Below are 16,747 nucleotides of genomic sequence, written 5' to 3'. Positions count from 1 at the left end.
TCCGGTTCGGGGACGGCGGACGGTGGTGCTAGGCGGTGCGGGCGTGGATGCGCGCGAGGTCAGCAGCACCGACCACGCCGGCGTCGTTGACGAGTTCGGCGATCACGAACTCGGGCTCCGGGTGGTAGCCGCGGGCCGGGAGGTTGTTGAGGTAGGCCTGGCGGATCGGCTCGAGCAGGCGCTCACCCGCGCTCGCGACGCCACCGCCGAAGACGAACAGCTGCGGGTCGAGCACGGCGGAGAGCGAGGCGCAGGCCTCACCGAGGTGGCGTCCGAGGCGACGCAGCGCCGCGAGGGCCCCGGGGTCGTCGGCCAGGATGAGCTCGCCCACGACGGCGCCGTCGAGGTGGCCGCCGTTGTCGTCGCGGGCCTGGGCCAGCGCGACGCCGATGCCGCCAGCGTCGGCGACGTCGTTCGCCATGCGCTGCAGGGCGCGGCCGGAGCCGTACTGCTCGATGCAGCCGCGGGCACCGCACCCGCACGGCAGACCGTTCGGGACGATGCGCAGGTGGCCGATCTCGCCGCCGGTGCCGAAGCCACCGCGGAAGAGCCGGTCCTCGGTCACGATGGCGCCGCCGACGCCGGTGCCGATGGTGAGCATGGTCATGTCGGAGACGAGCCGACCGGCGCCGAAGCGGAACTCGGCCCACCCGGCGGCGTTGGCGTCGTTGTCGACGGTGATGTGCAGGTCGCCGAGCCGCTGCTGCAGCTTCTGCCGCAGGGGCTCGTTCCGCCAGCGGATGTTCGGCGTGTAGTAGACGATCGACTGCGACGCGTCGATGAAGCCCGGCGCGGCGACGCCGACGGCTCCGACCTGGTGCTGCGCACTCAGGCGCTGGACCATCGTGACGACGTCGTCCAGCATTGCGTCCGGGTCCGCAGCGTTCGTGGCCACACGGTCCTCGGCGATGATCTCGCCCAGCTCCGTGACGACCGCTCCCGCGATCTTGGTGCCCCCGATGTCGATTCCGATGGCCTGCACGAGGGACGAGCCTACCGGTTCGGTGCGTACTCATCGAACGCGCGATGTCCGCCCCTATGCTGGGACGAGAGGCGTCAACGTGAGACGCACTCGCCATCGAACCGGTCGACAAAGGAGTTGCCGTGAACGATCAGCGACCCGTAGAGGGGTCTCCGACACAGGACCACGCGTCCGTTCCCATCGCGCCGGACCACGGTTCCGCGGCACGACTGCTCGCGGACCGAGCCCGTCTCACCCCGGACCGGCCGATCCTGGCCGAGCGCCACGGGGACACCTGGACCACCATCAGCGCCGACGACGTCCTGCGCCGGGTCCGTGGGATCGCCAAGGGGTTCGTCGCCGCCGGCCTCGAGCCCGGCGCCCACGTGGCGATCCTCTGCAGGACCCGGCTGGAGTGGACGCTCGTCGACTTCGCGATCTGGACCGCCGGGCTCGTGTCCGTGCCGGTGTACGAGACGAGCTCCCCCGACCAGGTGCGCCACATCCTCGGCGACTCGGAGTCCGTGGCGATCGTCGTCGAGCAGGAGGAGCACGCCAGGCGGGTCGCCGGCATCGCCCCCGACCTGCCGCACCTCGGTCAGCACTGGACCATCGACGGCGGCGGGCTCGACGACCTGACCCGACTCGGCGAGGACGTCACCGACGACGACCTCGACGCCAGGACCGCGACCGTGCACGGCCACGACGACGCCACGATCATCTACACGTCGGGCACGACCGGCCGCCCGAAGGGCTGCGTGCTCCGGCACGACAACTTCACCGCGACGGTGGAGGGCTCGACCGAGGCCATGTCCGAGATCGTCGCGGGCGACGCCTCGACGTTGCTCTTCATCCCGCTCGCCCACGTCTTCGCACGCTTCATCGCGGTGATGAGCATCTCCGCGGGCACGCTCGTCGGGCACGAACCCGACACGAAGGACCTGATGCGGGCGGTGTCGACGTTCCAGCCGACCTTCCTGCTCGCCGTGCCCCGCGTCTTCGAGAAGATCTACAACTCGGCCGAGCAGAAGGCCGACCTCGCCGGGCGCGGCCGGGTGTTCCGTGCCGCAGCCGCCACCGCGGTCGCGCACTCGGAGGCCGTGGCCGCCGGTCGGGTCTCGCTCGGCCTGGCACTGCGCTTCCGGCTGTTCGACCGGCTCGTGTACGCCAAGCTCCGGAACGCCATCGGTGGTCGGGTCCGCCACGCGATCAGCGGGTCGGCGCCGCTCTCCCCCCGGCTGTCGCACTTCTTCCGCTCCATCGGCGTCCTGATCCTCGAGGGCTACGGCCTCACCGAGACCACCGCCCCCGCGACCGTGAACCGCGCCGACGAGCTCCGCATCGGCTCCGTCGGACGTGCGCTCCCCGGCGTGGAGATCCGCATCGCCGACGACCAGGAGATCCTGATCCGCGGCGTGGACGTCTTCGACCGGTACTGGCAGAACCCCGAGGCCACGGAGCGGGCCTTCGTCGACGGGTGGTTCCGCACCGGCGACCTCGGCCACCTGGACGGCGACGGCGTGCTCACGGTGACGGGCCGGGCGAAGGAGCTCATCGTCACGGCCAGCGGCAAGAACGTCGCGCCGGCTCCGCTCGAGGACGGCATCCGCGAGCACCCCCTGGTGGGGCAGGTCGTGGTGGTCGGCGAGGGCAAGCCGTTCATCGCGGCCCTCGTCACGCTCGACCGCGACATGCTCCCCGGCTGGTGCGAGTCCCGTGGCATCTCCCCGGCGCTCTCCGCCCACCAGGCCGCGCATGACGAGCGCGTGCTCCAGGCCGTCCAGGAGGCCGTCGACGCCGCGAACGGACGGATCTCGCGTGCCGAGTCGGTACGGTCGTTCACGATCATCGACACGGAGCTGACCGAGGCGTCCGGGCACCTGACGCCGAAGCTCACGATCAAGCGGTCGGTGGTGCTCCGGGACTTCGCCGCGGACGTCGAGTACATCTACTCGGGGTCGAAGGTGCAGACCACGGCGACACCGGTGATCGAGAGCCGCCGGCGGCGCTGAGACCGACCTCGACCCAGGGTGCGGGGCCGTGGGCTCCCCGACGGGAACGACAGGGTCGACGTCGGACGACAGCGAAGTCGTCGTTCCGGGTCCGCGACGGCCCCGGACGACGACGGATCGGACGCGACGGCGGGAGGCGGACGCACGGGAGGCCCGGTGCCGGTCCATGGGACCGGCTCCGGGCCTCCGTCACAGTGCGGTGGTGCAGTCGTGCGGTGGTGCGGTGGTGCGGTGGTGCAGTCGTGCGGTGGTGCAGTCGTGCTGGGTCGTTCTCTGTCGTGTCGGGCGCCTGATGACCGGTCGGGTGAGGTCTGCCGAGCGACGTCGGCGTCGACGTCGATCGCCTACCGCTCCCCATCCGTCAGACGGAGGCGGGTTCCTGACCCTGTTCGGGCTCGAGGACGGCCGTCGCGGCGGTCGTCGCCGGGACAGGCTCTGGGCGTCGGTTGGTGCGGGTGCGGTGCGAGCTGAGCTCGTCGGTGTGGAGTGTCATCGTGCGTCCTGGAGGTGGGAAACCATGTCGGCGGGAGGACCGACCGGGACACGGTACCGCTTCGTCGGGACATGACGACAATCCCGCGTTGGGGTGTCACCCGTCAGGGCGTCAGATGTCCCTCGCGGACGGCGGGCGTCCCTCGGAGGGACACGTCAGCCGCCCGCGCGGGCATCGACTCGGGCGTGGGTCAGCGCCGCATCGTGATCGTCGAGCTGGCCAGCCCGACGGCACTGGCGACACCCGGGTGGGTGATCGTCACCTTCACGCGGTACTTCGACGCCGGCAGCTTCGCGATGGAGAACGGCACGGAGTTCATCCCCTGCTTCACAGCGATCTTGTCGGCGATCGGCCGCCAGGTGTTGGAGTCGTCCCCGGCGACGAACACCGTCGCGGTGGCGCCCGGGATCCAGGCGGCGTCGTGGAACTGGATCGTCGTCGAGCCGACGGCGGTCGGGTCGGCCCGGAGGTGCAGGGACCGCAGGTGCCAGGTCAGAGCGCCCGGGTCCTCGTTCGGGTCGAAGCGCAGCGCGGACACCGTCCGCCCGGACCAGCCGAGCTTCGGGTCGAGGGCGTCCTCGTCGAGATCGTTCTGCGCGTTGAGGTCGATCCGGATCTCCCGCGCGTTGCCGTGCGAGTAGGTCAGGACGTCGTTGCCGATCTGCGGGACGGTCGACGACGGGTCCCACCAGATGAGCCGCGCCATCTTGCCGCCCCCGGCGGTCGACTTCAGCGAGTAGGAGCCGTCGTACGTGTACTCGATCGAGAGGTTGTGGTAGGTGCTGGCCGAGAACCGCGAGACCGGGAGCGAGAGCTGCGAGTCGCCGGGGTACATGCCCGAGTTGCGCGCCGTCATCCCGGCGTTGTTGTACCCGAGGATCGTCGCGTACTTGATGCCGATGCCCTGCGCGGCTTCCGGGCTGGTGAACACCCACGGCTTGCCACGCTGTCGGGTCGCGAGGTCGACGCCCTGCGACGGGTTCGGCGAGTCCACGACCGGACGAGGCCGCGGGGCGACGGTGATGCCGCCGTAGGTCCCCGGCGGGTAGGCCGCACGCGAGCCACCGGCTCCGTGCAGGCGGACCCAGTCGATGCTCGCCGTCCCGGTCTTGCCGGCCGGCAGGACCACGGGGTCGACGCGGAGCGCGACGATGGTCCCGCTGAAGGGCCGCTTCCCCTGGAGCTCGGAGCTCTTCGAGAGCGCCAGGTCGTACACGTGGCTGCCAGCGGTCACCGGGAAGGTGATGCCGCCACCGCAGGCCGAGGTCTTCTCACGGCAGGTCCACCAGTACACGGCGCCGATCTGCCGCGTGAAGGGCTGGTCCATGCTGAACGACAGGCTCGTGTACTTCGAGGCGTTGATCGGCTTCGTGGCGCCGTCGCGCCCGTACGGCAGGCTGCCGCTGACGGTCTGCACGAGTGACACCTGGTCACCGGAGCGCAGGGCGACCTTGAGCTTGCCGGCGCTCACCGACGTGGGCGTGCCGACCTCGTCGGTGTTCTGGTCCTCGGCGTTGGAGTAGTCCCACGGGTCGCCGTAGACCTCGGACGCGAAGTCCGGGGCCTCGACCTGCTGCGACGTGGCTGCCTCTGCTGGCCGTGCGTCCGGCACCACGCTGATCGTGGTGCCGACGAGCGCGACGAACGCCGCCGCGACCGCGATGGAGGTGGCGCGTCGGCGCGCCACGTGAGTCTTCTGCATGCTGTGTCCCCTGCCCCTGGTCCGCCCGGAAGTGACCCGGACGCGGCAACCGTACACAGCGCCGCCGACATCGGCAGGCCCGCGTCCGGGGGCTGCCGACGGGAGCGACGGGTTGCTAGTGGAACCAGTCCTGCGCGCGGACGTCGCGGAGGGCCTGGCGGCGGGTCTCCGGCTCGAGGGTCATCACGTAGACGGTGCCGTCGAGGTGGTCGGTCTCGTGCTGGAGCGCCTCGGCCATCAGCCCGGTGCCCTCGACCTCGACCGGGTCGCCGTCGACGTCGACCCCGCGCACCTTGGCGTAGGGGTACCGCTTCGTCGGGTAGGCGAGCCCGGGGACGGACAGGCACCCCTCGTCCATGAACTCGGGCTCTCCCGAGACCTCGACGAGCTCCGGGTTGAGGACGTAGCCGACCTCGCCGTCGACGTTGTAGGAGAACGCGCGCAGACCGACGCCGATCTGTGGCGCCGCCACGCCCGCGCGGCCGGGCTCCCTGACGGTGTCGATGAGGTCCTGCACGAGCTCGCGGACACCGTCGGCGCCGATGCGCACCGGGTCCGAGGGCGAACGGAGGACGGGGTCGCCGAACAGGCGGATGGGTCGGACGGTCACGTTACTGCAGCACCACCAGGAGGTCGCCGGCGTCCACCTGCTGGGTCACCGGTATCGCGAGTCGGCCGACGGTGCCCGCCACGGGCGCCGTGATGGCCGCTTCCATCTTCATCGCCTCGATGCTCGCGACGGCCTGGCCGACCGTCACGACGTCACCGACGGCGACCTTGAGCGTCACGACGCCGGAGAACGGCGCCGCGACCTGGTGCGGGTCGGTCCGGTCCGCCTTCTCGGCGGCCTTCGTCTCGACCTGGACCGAACGGTCGCGGACGTACACCGGACGGAGCTGCCCGTTCAGCGTCGCCATGACCGTGCGGATCCCCCGCTCGTCGGCCTCGCCGATGGCCTCGAGCCCGACGTGCAGGTCCACGCCCCTGCCGAGCGACACGACGTGCTCCTCGCCGGGACGCAGCCCGTAGAGGTAGTCGACCGTGGACACGACGGAGAGGTCGCCGTACTCGTCGCGCACCTGCTGGAACTGCCGCGTGGGCTGCTCGAACAGCAGGCGGTTGAGGGCACTGCGGCGCTCGGGCCCGGGGGTGTCCAGGTGGACGCGCTCGTGCTCGGGCACCGGGGTGACCTCGAGCGAGACCGTCCGGCCGGCCAGCACCTTCGTGCGGAACGGCTCGGGCCACCCGCCCGGCAGCTCGCCGAGCTCCCCGGCCATGAAGCCGATGACGGAGTCCGGGATGTCGTACTTGTGCGGGTTCTGCTCGAAGTCCACCGGGTCGGCGTCCACCGCGGCGAGCTGCAGCGCGAGGTCACCGACGACCTTCGAGGACGGCGTCACCTTGGTCGGGCGTCCGAGGATCCGGTTGGCCTCGGCGTACCAGTCCTCGACCTGCTCGAACCGGTCGCCCAGGCCGAGGGAGATGGCCTGCTGGCGGAGGTTCGAGAGCTGCCCGCCGGGGATCTCGTGCTTGTAGACGCGGCCGGTGGGCCCGGCGAGCCCGGACTCGAAGGGCGCGTACGCCCGCCGGACGGCTTCCCAGTACGGCTCGAGGTCCCCGACGGCGTCGAGCGAGATGCCCGTGTCGCGCTCGGTGTGCGCCAGGGCCGCGACGAGCGCCGACATGCTCGGCTGGCTCGTCGTGCCGGCCATCGGCGCTGCTGCGACGTCGACGGCATCCGCACCGGCGCGGGCGGCGGCGAGGAGCGTCGCGAGCTGTCCGCCGGCGGTGTCGTGGGTGTGCACGTGGACGGGCTGGTCGAAGCGCTCGCGCAGCGCGCCGACGAGCTTCTCCGCCGCGCTCGCGCGGAGGAGCCCCGCCATGTCCTTGATGCCGATGACGTGCGCACCGGCCTCGACCATCTGCTCGGCGAGCCGCAGGTAGTAGTCGAGCGTGTAGAGGTCCTCCGCCGGGTCCAGCAGGTCGCCGGAGTAGCAGAGCGCTGCCTCGGCGACGGCCGTGTCGGTGGCGAGCACGGCCTCCAGGGCGGGTCGGAGGGCGCGCACGTCGTTCAGCGCGTCGAAGACCCGGAAGACGTCGACGCCGGTGGCGGCGGCCTCGGCGACGAACGCGTCGGTGACCTCGGTCGGGTACGGGGTGTAGCCGACCGTGTTGCGTCCGCGGAGCAGCATCTGGATCGGGATGTTCGGCATCGCCTCGCGCAGCGACGCCAGGCGCTCCCACGGGTCCTCGCCCAGGAACCGGAGCGCGACGTCGTAGGTCGCGCCGCCCCAGGCCTCCGCGCTCAGCAGCTGCGGCGTGAGCCGCGCGACGTACGGCGCGACCGCGACCAGGTCCTTGCTGCGGACACGCGTGGCGAGGAGGGACTGGTGCGCGTCGCGCATGGTGGTCTCGGTGACGGCCAGCTCGGTCTGCGCGCGGAGCGCCTTCGCCCACTCGGTCGGACCGAGGAGCCGCAGCCGGTCGCGCTGCCCCTCGGGGACCGGCGCCGACAGGTCGACGCCCGTCGGGAGCTTCGTCGCGGGGTCCACCACGTGCGCGGCGGGCGAGCCGTTCGGCCGGTTCACGGTCACGTCCGCCAGCCAGTTCAGGACCTTCGTGCCACGGTCCTTCGACACGTGGCCGCCGAGCAGCTGCGGACGCTCGCCGATGAACGCGGTGGAGACGTCGCCGCGGGCGAAGTCGGGGTCCTCGAGCACGGCCTGCAGGAACGGGATGTTCGTGCTGACGCCGCGGATGCGGAACTCCGCCAGGGCCCGACGCGCGCGGGCGACGGCGCTCGGGAAGTCCCGGCCACGGCACGTCATCTTCGCGAGCATCGAGTCGAAGTGCGGGCTGATCTGTGCGCCGGTGGCGACCGTGCCGCCGTCGAGGCGGACGCCGGCGCCGCCCGGGCTGCGGTACGTGGTGATGCGGCCCGTGTCGGGTCGGAAGCCCTGGGTCGGGTCCTCGGTCGTGATGCGGGTCTGCAGGGCGGCGCCGTGGACGACGACGGTGTCCTGGGACAGGCCGAGGTCGGCGAGGGTCTCCCCCGCCGCGATCCGCATCTGCGACTGCACGAGGTCGACGTCCGTGACCTCTTCGGTCACGGTGTGCTCGACCTGGATGCGGGGGTTCATCTCGATGAAGACGTGCTGGCCCGCGCGCTCGCCCACGGTGTCGAGCAGGAACTCGACCGTGCCGGCGTTCACGTAGCCGATGGACCGGGCGAAGGCCACTGCGTCGCGGTGCAGCGCGGCCGCCACCGCGGGGTCGAGGTTCGGCGCCGGCGCGATCTCGACGACCTTCTGGTTGCGGCGCTGCACGGAGCAGTCCCGCTCGAACAAGTGGATCGTTCCGGCGTCCGTGCCGGTGGCGTCCGCGAGGATCTGGACCTCGATGTGCCGGGGCCGGAGCACGGCCTGCTCGAGGAACATCGTCGGGTCGCCGAACGCGCTGTCGGCCTCGCGCATCGCCTCTTCGAGCGCCGGACGCAGCTCCTCCGGCGTCTCGACGCGCCGCATGCCACGACCGCCACCACCGGCGACGGCCTTGGCGAAGACCGGGAACCCGACGGCCGCGGCTCCTGCGACGAGCTCGTCGACGTCCCGGCTGGCCGGCGTGCTGGCGAGCACCGGGACGCCCGCCGCGATCGCGTGCTCCTTCGCCGTGACCTTGTTGCCCGCCATCTCGAGCACGTGCTGCCCGGGGCCGATGAACGTGATGCCGGCAGCTGCGGCGGCCGCAGCCAGGTCGGGGTTCTCGGAGAGGAAGCCGTACCCGGGATAGATCGCGTCGGCGCCGGACTCGCGGGCGACCCGAACGATCTCGGCGACGTCGAGGTAGGCCCGGACCGGGTGGCCCCGCTCCCCGATGAGGTAGGCCTCGTCGGCCTTGAGGCGGTGCAACGAGTTGCGGTCCTCGTACGGGTAGACAGCGACTGTGCGGGCACCGAGTTCGTACGCCGCGCGGAAGGCACGGATCGCGATCTCGCCACGGTTGGCGACCAGGATCTTGCGGAACACGCGGGCCCTTTCAGCACTGGGTCAGGTGCGACCACCCTACTGGCGGTAACGTTGCTCAACGTGCATGTACTCAGCGTGAGCTCTCTCAAGGGCGGTGTCGGCAAGACGACGGTCACACTCGGTCTGACCTCCGCCGCGTTCGCCAAGGGTCTGCGAACGCTGGTGGTGGATCTCGACCCCCAGTCCGACGTCTCCACCGGCCTCGACATCAACATCGCCGGCCACCTCAACGTGGCCGACGTGCTCGAGAACCCGAAGGAGAAGATCGTCCGCCAGGCCATCGCGCCGTCCGGCTGGACGAAGGGGTCCCAGGGCAAGATCGACGTCATGGTCGGTTCCCCCTCGGCCATCAACTTCGACGGGCCCCACCCGTCGATCCGCGACATCTGGAAGCTCGAGGAAGCGCTCGCCAACGTCGAGCAGGACTACGAGCTCGTCCTCATCGACTGCGCCCCCTCGCTGAACGCCCTGACCCGCACCGCATGGGCGGCGTCCGACCGCGTCACCGTCGTCACCGAGCCGGGCCTGTTCTCCGTGGCCGCTGCCGACCGAGCCCTCCGCGCGATCGAGGAGATCCGCCGCGGACTCTCCCCGCGCCTCCAGCCCCTCGGCATCATCGTGAACCGCGCCCGGGTGCAGTCGCTCGAGCACCAGTTCCGCATCAAGGAGCTCCGCGACATGTTCGGGCCGCTCGTGCTCTCCCCGCAACTGCCCGAACGCACCTCGCTGCAGCAAGCCCAGGGTGCCGCGAAGCCCCTGCACGTGTGGCCCGGCGAGTCCGCGCAGGAGATGGCCCGCAACTTCGACCAGCTGCTCGAGCGCATCATGCGCACGGGCAAGATCGGCCCGTACGCCGACGGCAGCCCCGTCTGACGCTGGCACGCTCGTGCTGAGGACGCACCCCGGGTCGCCGACCCGGGGTGCGTCCTGTCGTGGGGCGTCCGCGCTCCGTGTCCGGGTCCCATGTCCGGGACGGTGTCGAGCGGTCACGACTCCCCGCTCACGTCCGGCGAGCGGTCACGACGTGTCGGCTCGAGGCCGCCGCGTCGACGGTTCCCGGCCGCTCGGCGACGCGCGCGCGGGGTGTCGTGACCGCTCGGCCCGGTGTCGGGGCGCGGCAGGCACCGCTGAGATCGCAGTTCGTGTCGGCTCGGCCCCGCCCGAGCCGACACGAAGAGCGATCTCGGCGCCACGGCCGTCACGTCACACGGCGGCAGCCGGGAGGCTCGTCACGCGTCAGCCGCGTCGGTTCGGCCCGGTGGACGCCCGGCCGAGCGGTCACGACTCCCCGCTCACGTCCCGCGAGCGGTCACGACGTGTCGGCTTGAGGCCGCCGCGCCGACGGTTCCCGGCCGCTCGGCGACGCGCACGCGGCGCGTCGTGACCGCTCGGCCCAACGTCAGAGGCACGTCCGGCACCGCCGCGTCGACGGTTCCCGGCCGCTCGGCGACGCGCACGCGGGGTGTCGTGACCGCTCGGCCCGGTGGCGGAGGCACGTCCCACACCGCCGCGTCGTCGGTTCCCGGCCGCTCGGCGACGCGCACGCGGGGTGTCGTGACCGCTCGGCCCAACGTCAGAGGCACGTCCGACACCGCCGCGTCGGTTCCCAGCCGCTCGGCTACGCGCACGCGGGGTGTCGTGACCGCTCGGCCCAACGTCAGAGGCACGTCCGGCACCGCCGAGATCGCAGTTCGTGTCGGTTCGGCGCCGCCCGAGGCGACACGAACTGCGATCTCACGACGGGGCCGCGCCGCAGCCGCAGCCCGCGGGGTCAGGACGCGCGGGAGGCGCGGCGCGCAGCGAGTTCGTCGGAGGGGTCGGCCGCGGGCGTCGCGTCGAGCTCGACGAGGGAGGTCTCCACCTCGCGCAGGACCTTGCCGACCGCGATGCCGAACACGCCCTGCCCACGGGACACCAGGTCGATGACCTCGTCGTCGGACGTGCACAGGTACACGGAGGCGCCGTCGGACATCAGCGTCGTCTGGGCGAGGTCGGAGACGCCGGACTCGCGGAGCTGGTTGACGGCGGTGCGGATCTGCTGGAGCGAGATCCCGGTGTCGAGCAGACGCTTCACGAGCTTGAGCACGAGGATGTCGCGGAAGCCGTAGAGGCGCTGCGACCCGGACCCCGCCGCACCGCGGATGGTGGGCTGCACGAGTTCGGTGCGGGCCCAGTAGTCGAGCTGGCGGTAGCTGATGCCGGCGGCCTTCGCGGCGACGGTGCCGCGGTAGCCGTTCTGTTCGTCATGCTCGGGGAGTCCGTCGGTGAACAGCAGCCCGAGGTCGTACCGCGTCGTGTCCGACGGGGTACCGGGGGTGTCGTTCCCACTCATTGGACTGCCTTCCACGACGATCGAGCCCTCACCCGAAGGTTCAACGACGGGTTGAGAGTTGTTCCGAGGTCCACGGTAGCGACTCCGACCGGTCCGACGCGGGACATCCGACTCGGCGCGTCCGGCGTGTCGAGGATACGCCCGCGCACCGACGCTCCACCAGCGCCCCTCACGCGTCCATCCGACCGATCGCAGCGCGGATGAGGTTCGAGCGGATGACCTCGAGGTGCCCCGCGATCTCCCGCGCGAGCTCGGACGCCTTCGCCCTGGACGTGGCGTCACCACGACGGGAGACGGGCATCAGCGCGGACTCGATGAGCCCGACCTCGCGCTCCGCGGTGCTGCGGAAGGTCCGGAGGTGTCGGGGCTCGATGCCGGTGCGCTGCAGCTCGACGAGGGCCTTGAGGACGACGACCGAGTCCTCGCCGAACGTGTCCGACGCGGGCAGGAGCGAGGCGGACACGGCGTCGGCGACGAGCATCGGGGACGCCTGTGCCGCCCGGACGAGGTCGTCGCGCGTGTAGCGCTTTTCACGGCCGAGGATGGAGGGCCTGGGGCCGTCGCCACCCCCGGGGAGCGCCGGCTGCCGACCGGCGTCGAGGTCGGCGAGGTACTCCTTGATGACCTTCAGCGGCAGGTAGTGGTCACGCTGCAGGCCGAGCACCACGCGGAGGCGGTCGACGTCGGCGGGCGAGAACTTCCGGTACCCGCTGGCGGTGCGGACCGGCGTGACGAGCTCGCGTTCCTCGAGGAAACGGAGCTTGGAGCTCGACAGGTCGGGGAACTCCGGCTTGAGCCGGGCGAGGACCTGTCCGATCGTCAACAGGTCCGCGGCCGGCGAACCCGACCGCACTGCGGCCGAGCGCGCGGCCACTACGCGTTCGCCAGGCGCGCCAGGTCGACCCGGGACGCGTAGAACGTCAGGCGGAACTTGCCGACCTGCACCTCGGCGCCGTCGGTGAGCGGTGCTTCGTCGATGCGGACACCGTCGAAGTACGTGCCGTTCAACGAGCCGTTGTCCTTGACCGTGAACGACGTGCCGTTCCGGAGGAACTGCGCGTGCTTCCGCGAGACGGTGACGTCGTCGAGGAAGATGTCGGCGTCGGGGTGGCGGCCGGTGGTGGTGACGTCGGAGTCGAGCAGGAAGCGCGCTCCGACGTTGGGGCCGCGACGGACGACGAGCAACGCCGAACCGGACGGCAACGCGGTGATCGCGTCACGTTCTTCGGGTGAGACACCGGACTCGGGCGTCAGGGACGCGCCGAACTCCATGCTGAAGGTCAGCGTCGTGTCGACCAGCCGCTGCTCCGGGGCTCGCTGTCCCTCTGGCTGCGGGACCACTGGATCTGGCATCGGTGGACCTCCTCCTCTTGGCGTTCAAGCGTATCGGAAACGAGCGGCCAGTCGAGAGCCCCGTGGACGAGTGACACGACCTGTCCGCGGCCAGCGGACACCGCCGGGCGGATCAGCGGGACCGGGCGAGCAGCCAGAGCAGGTACGGCGCACCGACGACACCCGTCACGACACCGACCGGCAGCGTGGTGCCGGGCAGGGCGAACTGCGCGACGAGGTCGCTCGCCAGGACGATCACCGCGCCGACCGCCGCGGCCGGTCCGAGCGCCACCCGACCACCGCCGACGAGCCGTCGGGCGATCGGTGCCGCCATCAGCGCCACGAACGAGACGGGCCCCGCGGTGGCCACGGCGGCGGCGGTCAGGCAGACGGCCGTCAGGAGCAGGAGCACCTTCGCGCGGTTCGGTCGCAGGCCGAGCGAGGACGCGACCTCGTCCCCGAGCGTCAGGACGGTCAACCGCGGCGACTGCACGAGCGCCGCGACCACGAGGACCACGAACGCCACCGCCAGCACGCCGACGATGCCCGGGTCGACGGCGTTCAGACTCCCGGAGAGCCAGAGCAACGCGGTGCCCGCCTGCTGCACGGTGCCGCTCGTGAGCATCCACCCGGAGACGCTGACCGACATCGCCGCGACGCCGATCCCGACGAGCACCACCCGGTTGCCGGTGATGCCCCGACGCCAGGCCAGCCCGGCGATGAGCACCGACACGACGAGCGCCCCGACGAGCACGGTCCAGAAGAGCCCGACACCGGAGACGCCGAACAGCACGATGGCGGTCAGGCCCGAGGCACTCGCGCCGGAGGTGATACCGATGACGTCGGGACTGGCGATGGGGTTCCGGACGACGCTCTGGACGATGCCGCCCGCGACGCCGAGGCTCGCCCCCACGAGGAGCGCTGCCGACACCCGGGGGCCACGCAGCTGCCCGATGACGAAGTCGGACACGGTGTCGCCGTGCCCGACGAGCGCCGCCACGACCTGGCCGGGCGCGAGCGGGATGTCGCCGACACCGAGCCCCACGAGCACCAGCCCCACGAGCACGACGACGACGACCCCGAGCACGACCAGCTCACGTCGTGCCCCGGTCACCCGACGCCGCGCGGCGCGCTCCGTGGTCGTCACAGTCCCCGCACCGCCTTCGAGCGGACGAGCGCGATGAAGACGGGCGCGCCGATGAGCGCGGTCACGATGCCGACCTGCAGCTCCCCGGGGTACGCGACGACCCGGCCGATGACGTCGGCGACCAGCAGCAGGGCCGGTGCGACGATGGCGGACAGGAGGATCGTCCAGCGGTGGTCGGGTCCGCTCAGTCGGCGGACGGCGTGGGGCACGGCGAGCCCGATGAACGCGACCGGTCCGGCCGCGGCGACCGCAGACCCGGCGAGCAGCACGGTGACGAGTCCACCGACCGCGCGGACGAGCACGACGCGCTGCCCGAGCGAGGCGGCCAGTTCGTCGCCGAGCGCGAGGGTGTTGAGGGAGCGCCCGAGCGCGAACGCGATGCCGAGCCCGACGATCACCGGGATGGTGATGACGCCGGCCGCCCCGAGGTCCTTGCCCGCGAGCGCGCCGACCTGCCAGAACCGGAGCTGGTCGAGGAGGCTCTGGCTCGTCACGAGCACCGCCGTGGTGACCGAGGCGAGGGCCGCCGCGACGACCGCACCGGAGAGCGCGAGGCCGACCGGGGTGAGGCCGCGCCGCGCGACCGAGGCGATGCCGTAGACGAGCAGCGCCGCCAGCCCCGCCCCGGCGAACGCGAAGGGCAGGTAGGCCGCGGTGCCGCTGATGCCGAAGAGCGCGATCCCGGCGACGACGGCCAACGCGGCTCCGGAGTTGATGCCGAGCACGCTCGGGTCGGCGAGCGGGTTGCGCGTGACGCCCTGCATCACGGCACCGGCGACGCCGAGGGCCGCCCCCGCGAGCAGACCCACGACCGTGCGCGGGACGCGGTTGCCGAGGACGATCAACCCGATCTCGTCGTCACGACCCGGGTGGGTGACGGCGTCGAACACCGCCGCGAGCGGGATCGGCCGTGACCCGAAGGCGATGCTCAGGGCGACCGCCACGACGAGCACGACGACGGCCAGCACGGTCGCGCCGACGAGTCGTGGCACGGAACTGGGCGCGGGCGGGGTGGAGGACGGAGAGCGCATGGGAGCTCCGGCAACCCTAACCCGGTGTGCCCGCTCGGTGATCGCCGAGCGAGTCGTGAGCGCACGCAGTGCCCGTTCATAGGTTCTCCATGGGAAGCGGGCCTGTACTCGATCCATCGACACCCGACCGGGGAGTCGAGAGCGACCGGAGAGCACCGATGAACGAGAACCAGAACCCCGACGCCGAACCGGGCACCACGCCGATCGACGCGCAGGCCAGCGCACCCCGCGCCTCGTGGGACGCACCGCACGCCGACCGGTCGACGCTCCGACCCGCCTACGCCTTCGACGGCTCGGGCCCGTACCTCTACGCTCCGGACGGCTCCGGCCCGTACGCCTACACGCACGACGGCCACGGCCCGTACCTCATCGGCAGCCCCGCCCTCGCCGGCACGGCCGCGTGGTCGCACGCCGCGCAGCACGGCACGCCCTACGGCGCCGCACACCCCGCCGACGCGACCGGCTGGAGCGGTGCGTTCGGCCCCCGTCCCGGTACGTCGAAGCGTCGCCGCCTCGGGCTGATGATCGGCTCCGGTGTCGCGGCGCTCGCCATCGTCGGCGCGGCCGGTGGCACCGCGCTCGGGCTCTCCTCGCACGGCACGCAGACCACGTCGAGCCAGTCGCAGGGCTCCACGACCCTGCCCCGCGGCGGGTCCGGCACCGGCACGGGTGGCAGCGGCACGAACGGCTTCACCGTCCCCGGTGACGGCACGGGCAGCGGCACGGAGGGCGGGACCGGAGGCACCGACGGCAGCGGCACCGGGTCGAGCACCGGCACGCAGTCCCCCGCCACGGCCGCCACCGCCGCCCAGAAGAAGGGCGTCGTCACGATCAACACGATCCTGAACTACGACGCCGCGTCGCAGGCCGCCGGCACCGGCATGGTGCTGACGTCCGACGGCACCATCCTGACGAACAACCACGTCATCCAGGGCGCGACGAGCATCAGCGTGACGGACGAGACCACCGGCAAGGAGTACGACGCCCAGGTCGTCGGCGCCGACGCCACGAACGACGTCGCGGTCCTCAAGCTCAAGGACGCCTCCGGGCTGTCGACGGTGTCGCTCGACGACGACGGTGGCGCGAAGACGGGTGACGCCGTGACGGACGTCGGCAACGCGGAGGGCACCGGCAACCTGGTCGCCGCCGCGGGCACCGTCACCGCGACGGACCAGGACATCCAGGTGCAGAGCGAGTCCGGCACCGGGACCGAGTCCCTCACCGGGCTCATCCAGGTCGCGGCCGACATCGTCTCCGGCGACTCGGGTGGTCCGGTCCTCGACAGCGAGGGCGAGGTCGTCGGCATGGCGACCGCGGCCTCCTCCGGCAGCTCGGACGTCACCGGGTTCGCGATCCCGATCGCCACCGCCAAGTCGATCGCGCAGAAGATCCTGTCGGGCGACGCGTCCGGCACGGTCACGATCGGGCTGCCCGCGTTCCTCGGGGTGCAGGTGAGCGGGACGGCCACCACCGGCGGCGTCGCGGTCGCGGGCACCGTCGACGGTTCCGGTGCCGCCGCGGCCGGGCTGGCCGCCGGGGACACGATCACCTCGGTCGACGGCACCGCGGTCACGAGCGCCGACCAGCTGACGAAGGTCATCCAGTCGAAGTCGGTGGGCGACCGGGTGTCGGTGGCCTACACGGACACCACCGGCGCGGCGAGCACCGTCACCGTGACCCTGACCGCTGGTCCCGCCGCCTAGGGAGCGAGG

The 16,747-nt window shown here is 72.0% G+C and carries 14 protein-coding genes; 3 read left to right on the top strand and 11 right to left on the bottom strand.

The genetic code is table 11. From position 1 onward, the window contains the following. Positions 1-28: 28 nt before the first annotated feature. Positions 29-982, bottom strand: coding sequence for an ROK family protein (locus OVA28_RS11115; RefSeq protein ID WP_194626046.1), 954 nt, complete (start codon positions 980-982; stop codon positions 29-31). Between the two features lie 122 nt (positions 983-1,104). Here OVA28_RS11115 and OVA28_RS11110 point away from each other — a divergent pair, with 122 nt between their 5' ends. After that, positions 1,105-2,973 carry an AMP-dependent synthetase/ligase gene (locus tag OVA28_RS11110; protein ID WP_268096991.1) on the top strand — a complete coding sequence of 623 codons (1,869 nt, stop codon included), beginning with the start codon at positions 1,105-1,107 and terminating at the stop codon, positions 2,971-2,973. A gap of 361 nt (positions 2,974-3,334) precedes the next feature. Here OVA28_RS11110 and OVA28_RS11105 read toward each other — a convergent pair whose 3' ends face one another. The 4 genes from OVA28_RS11105 to OVA28_RS11090 all read right to left on the bottom strand — a co-directional run bounded on the left by OVA28_RS11105 (position 3,335) and on the right by OVA28_RS11090 (position 9,193). Beyond that, a complete protein-coding gene (locus tag OVA28_RS11105; protein WP_267238486.1) occupies positions 3,335-3,466 on the bottom strand; it encodes a hypothetical protein in 132 nt (43 codons plus the stop codon). Positions 3,467-3,656: 190 nt separating this feature from the next. Next, positions 3,657-5,168, bottom strand: a complete 1,512-nt coding sequence (locus OVA28_RS11100) for a hypothetical protein (RefSeq protein WP_268096990.1) — start codon at positions 5,166-5,168, stop codon at positions 3,657-3,659. Positions 5,169-5,283: 115 nt separating this feature from the next. Further along, positions 5,284-5,778, bottom strand: a complete 495-nt coding sequence (locus tag OVA28_RS11095) for a peptide deformylase (protein WP_268096989.1) — start codon at positions 5,776-5,778, stop codon at positions 5,284-5,286. A gap of 1 nt (position 5,779) precedes the next feature. Next, positions 5,780-9,193: a pyruvate carboxylase gene (locus tag OVA28_RS11090; RefSeq protein WP_268096988.1), complete on the bottom strand. Its 3,414-nt coding sequence runs from the start codon at positions 9,191-9,193 to the stop codon at positions 5,780-5,782. A gap of 60 nt (positions 9,194-9,253) precedes the next feature. Between OVA28_RS11090 and OVA28_RS11085 the strand changes: the two genes are divergently transcribed. Further along, positions 9,254-10,066, top strand: a complete 813-nt coding sequence (locus tag OVA28_RS11085) for a ParA family protein (RefSeq protein ID WP_194626051.1) — start codon at positions 9,254-9,256, stop codon at positions 10,064-10,066. 419 nt (positions 10,067-10,485) lie between these two features. Here the strand turns inward: OVA28_RS11085 and OVA28_RS11080 are convergent, their stop codons facing one another. From OVA28_RS11080 to OVA28_RS11055, 6 genes are all read right to left on the bottom strand, one after another. Beyond that, positions 10,486-10,821 carry a hypothetical protein gene (locus OVA28_RS11080; protein ID WP_268096987.1) on the bottom strand — a complete coding sequence of 112 codons (336 nt, stop codon included), beginning with the start codon at positions 10,819-10,821 and terminating at the stop codon, positions 10,486-10,488. Between the two features lie 143 nt (positions 10,822-10,964). Beyond that, positions 10,965-11,525: a MerR family transcriptional regulator gene (locus OVA28_RS11075; protein ID WP_268096986.1), complete on the bottom strand. Its 561-nt coding sequence runs from the start codon at positions 11,523-11,525 to the stop codon at positions 10,965-10,967. A 169-nt stretch (positions 11,526-11,694) separates the two neighbouring features. Continuing rightward, positions 11,695-12,399: a transcriptional regulator FtsR gene (gene ftsR / locus OVA28_RS11070; RefSeq protein WP_194662577.1), complete on the bottom strand. Its 705-nt coding sequence runs from the start codon at positions 12,397-12,399 to the stop codon at positions 11,695-11,697. Next, positions 12,399-12,878: an FHA domain-containing protein gene (locus tag OVA28_RS11065; protein WP_071276147.1), complete on the bottom strand. Its 480-nt coding sequence runs from the start codon at positions 12,876-12,878 to the stop codon at positions 12,399-12,401. Before OVA28_RS11065 ends, ftsR begins: the two co-directional genes overlap by 1 nt. Positions 12,879-12,990: 112 nt before the next feature. Beyond that, entirely contained in the window at positions 12,991-14,004 is a 1,014-nt protein-coding gene (locus OVA28_RS11060; protein WP_268096985.1) for a FecCD family ABC transporter permease, read from the bottom strand. Further along, positions 14,001-15,035, bottom strand: a complete 1,035-nt coding sequence (locus OVA28_RS11055; protein WP_268096984.1) for a FecCD family ABC transporter permease — start codon at positions 15,033-15,035, stop codon at positions 14,001-14,003. The genes OVA28_RS11060 and OVA28_RS11055 overlap by 4 nt, the downstream gene beginning before the upstream one ends. A gap of 158 nt (positions 15,036-15,193) precedes the next feature. Between OVA28_RS11055 and OVA28_RS11050 the strand changes: the two genes are divergently transcribed. Then, positions 15,194-16,738 (top strand): S1C family serine protease, encoded by a 1,545-nt coding sequence (locus OVA28_RS11050; protein WP_268096983.1) that lies wholly within the window; start codon positions 15,194-15,196, stop codon positions 16,736-16,738. The last annotated feature ends 9 nt before the right edge of the window (positions 16,739-16,747 follow it).

The organism is Curtobacterium sp. SL109 (assembly GCF_026672405.1).
In the GTDB taxonomy this organism is placed as follows: domain Bacteria; phylum Actinomycetota; class Actinomycetes; order Actinomycetales; family Microbacteriaceae; genus Curtobacterium.
Note: the sequence above shows the minus strand (reverse complement) of the source record. Positions and strands in the feature narration are given on the sequence as shown.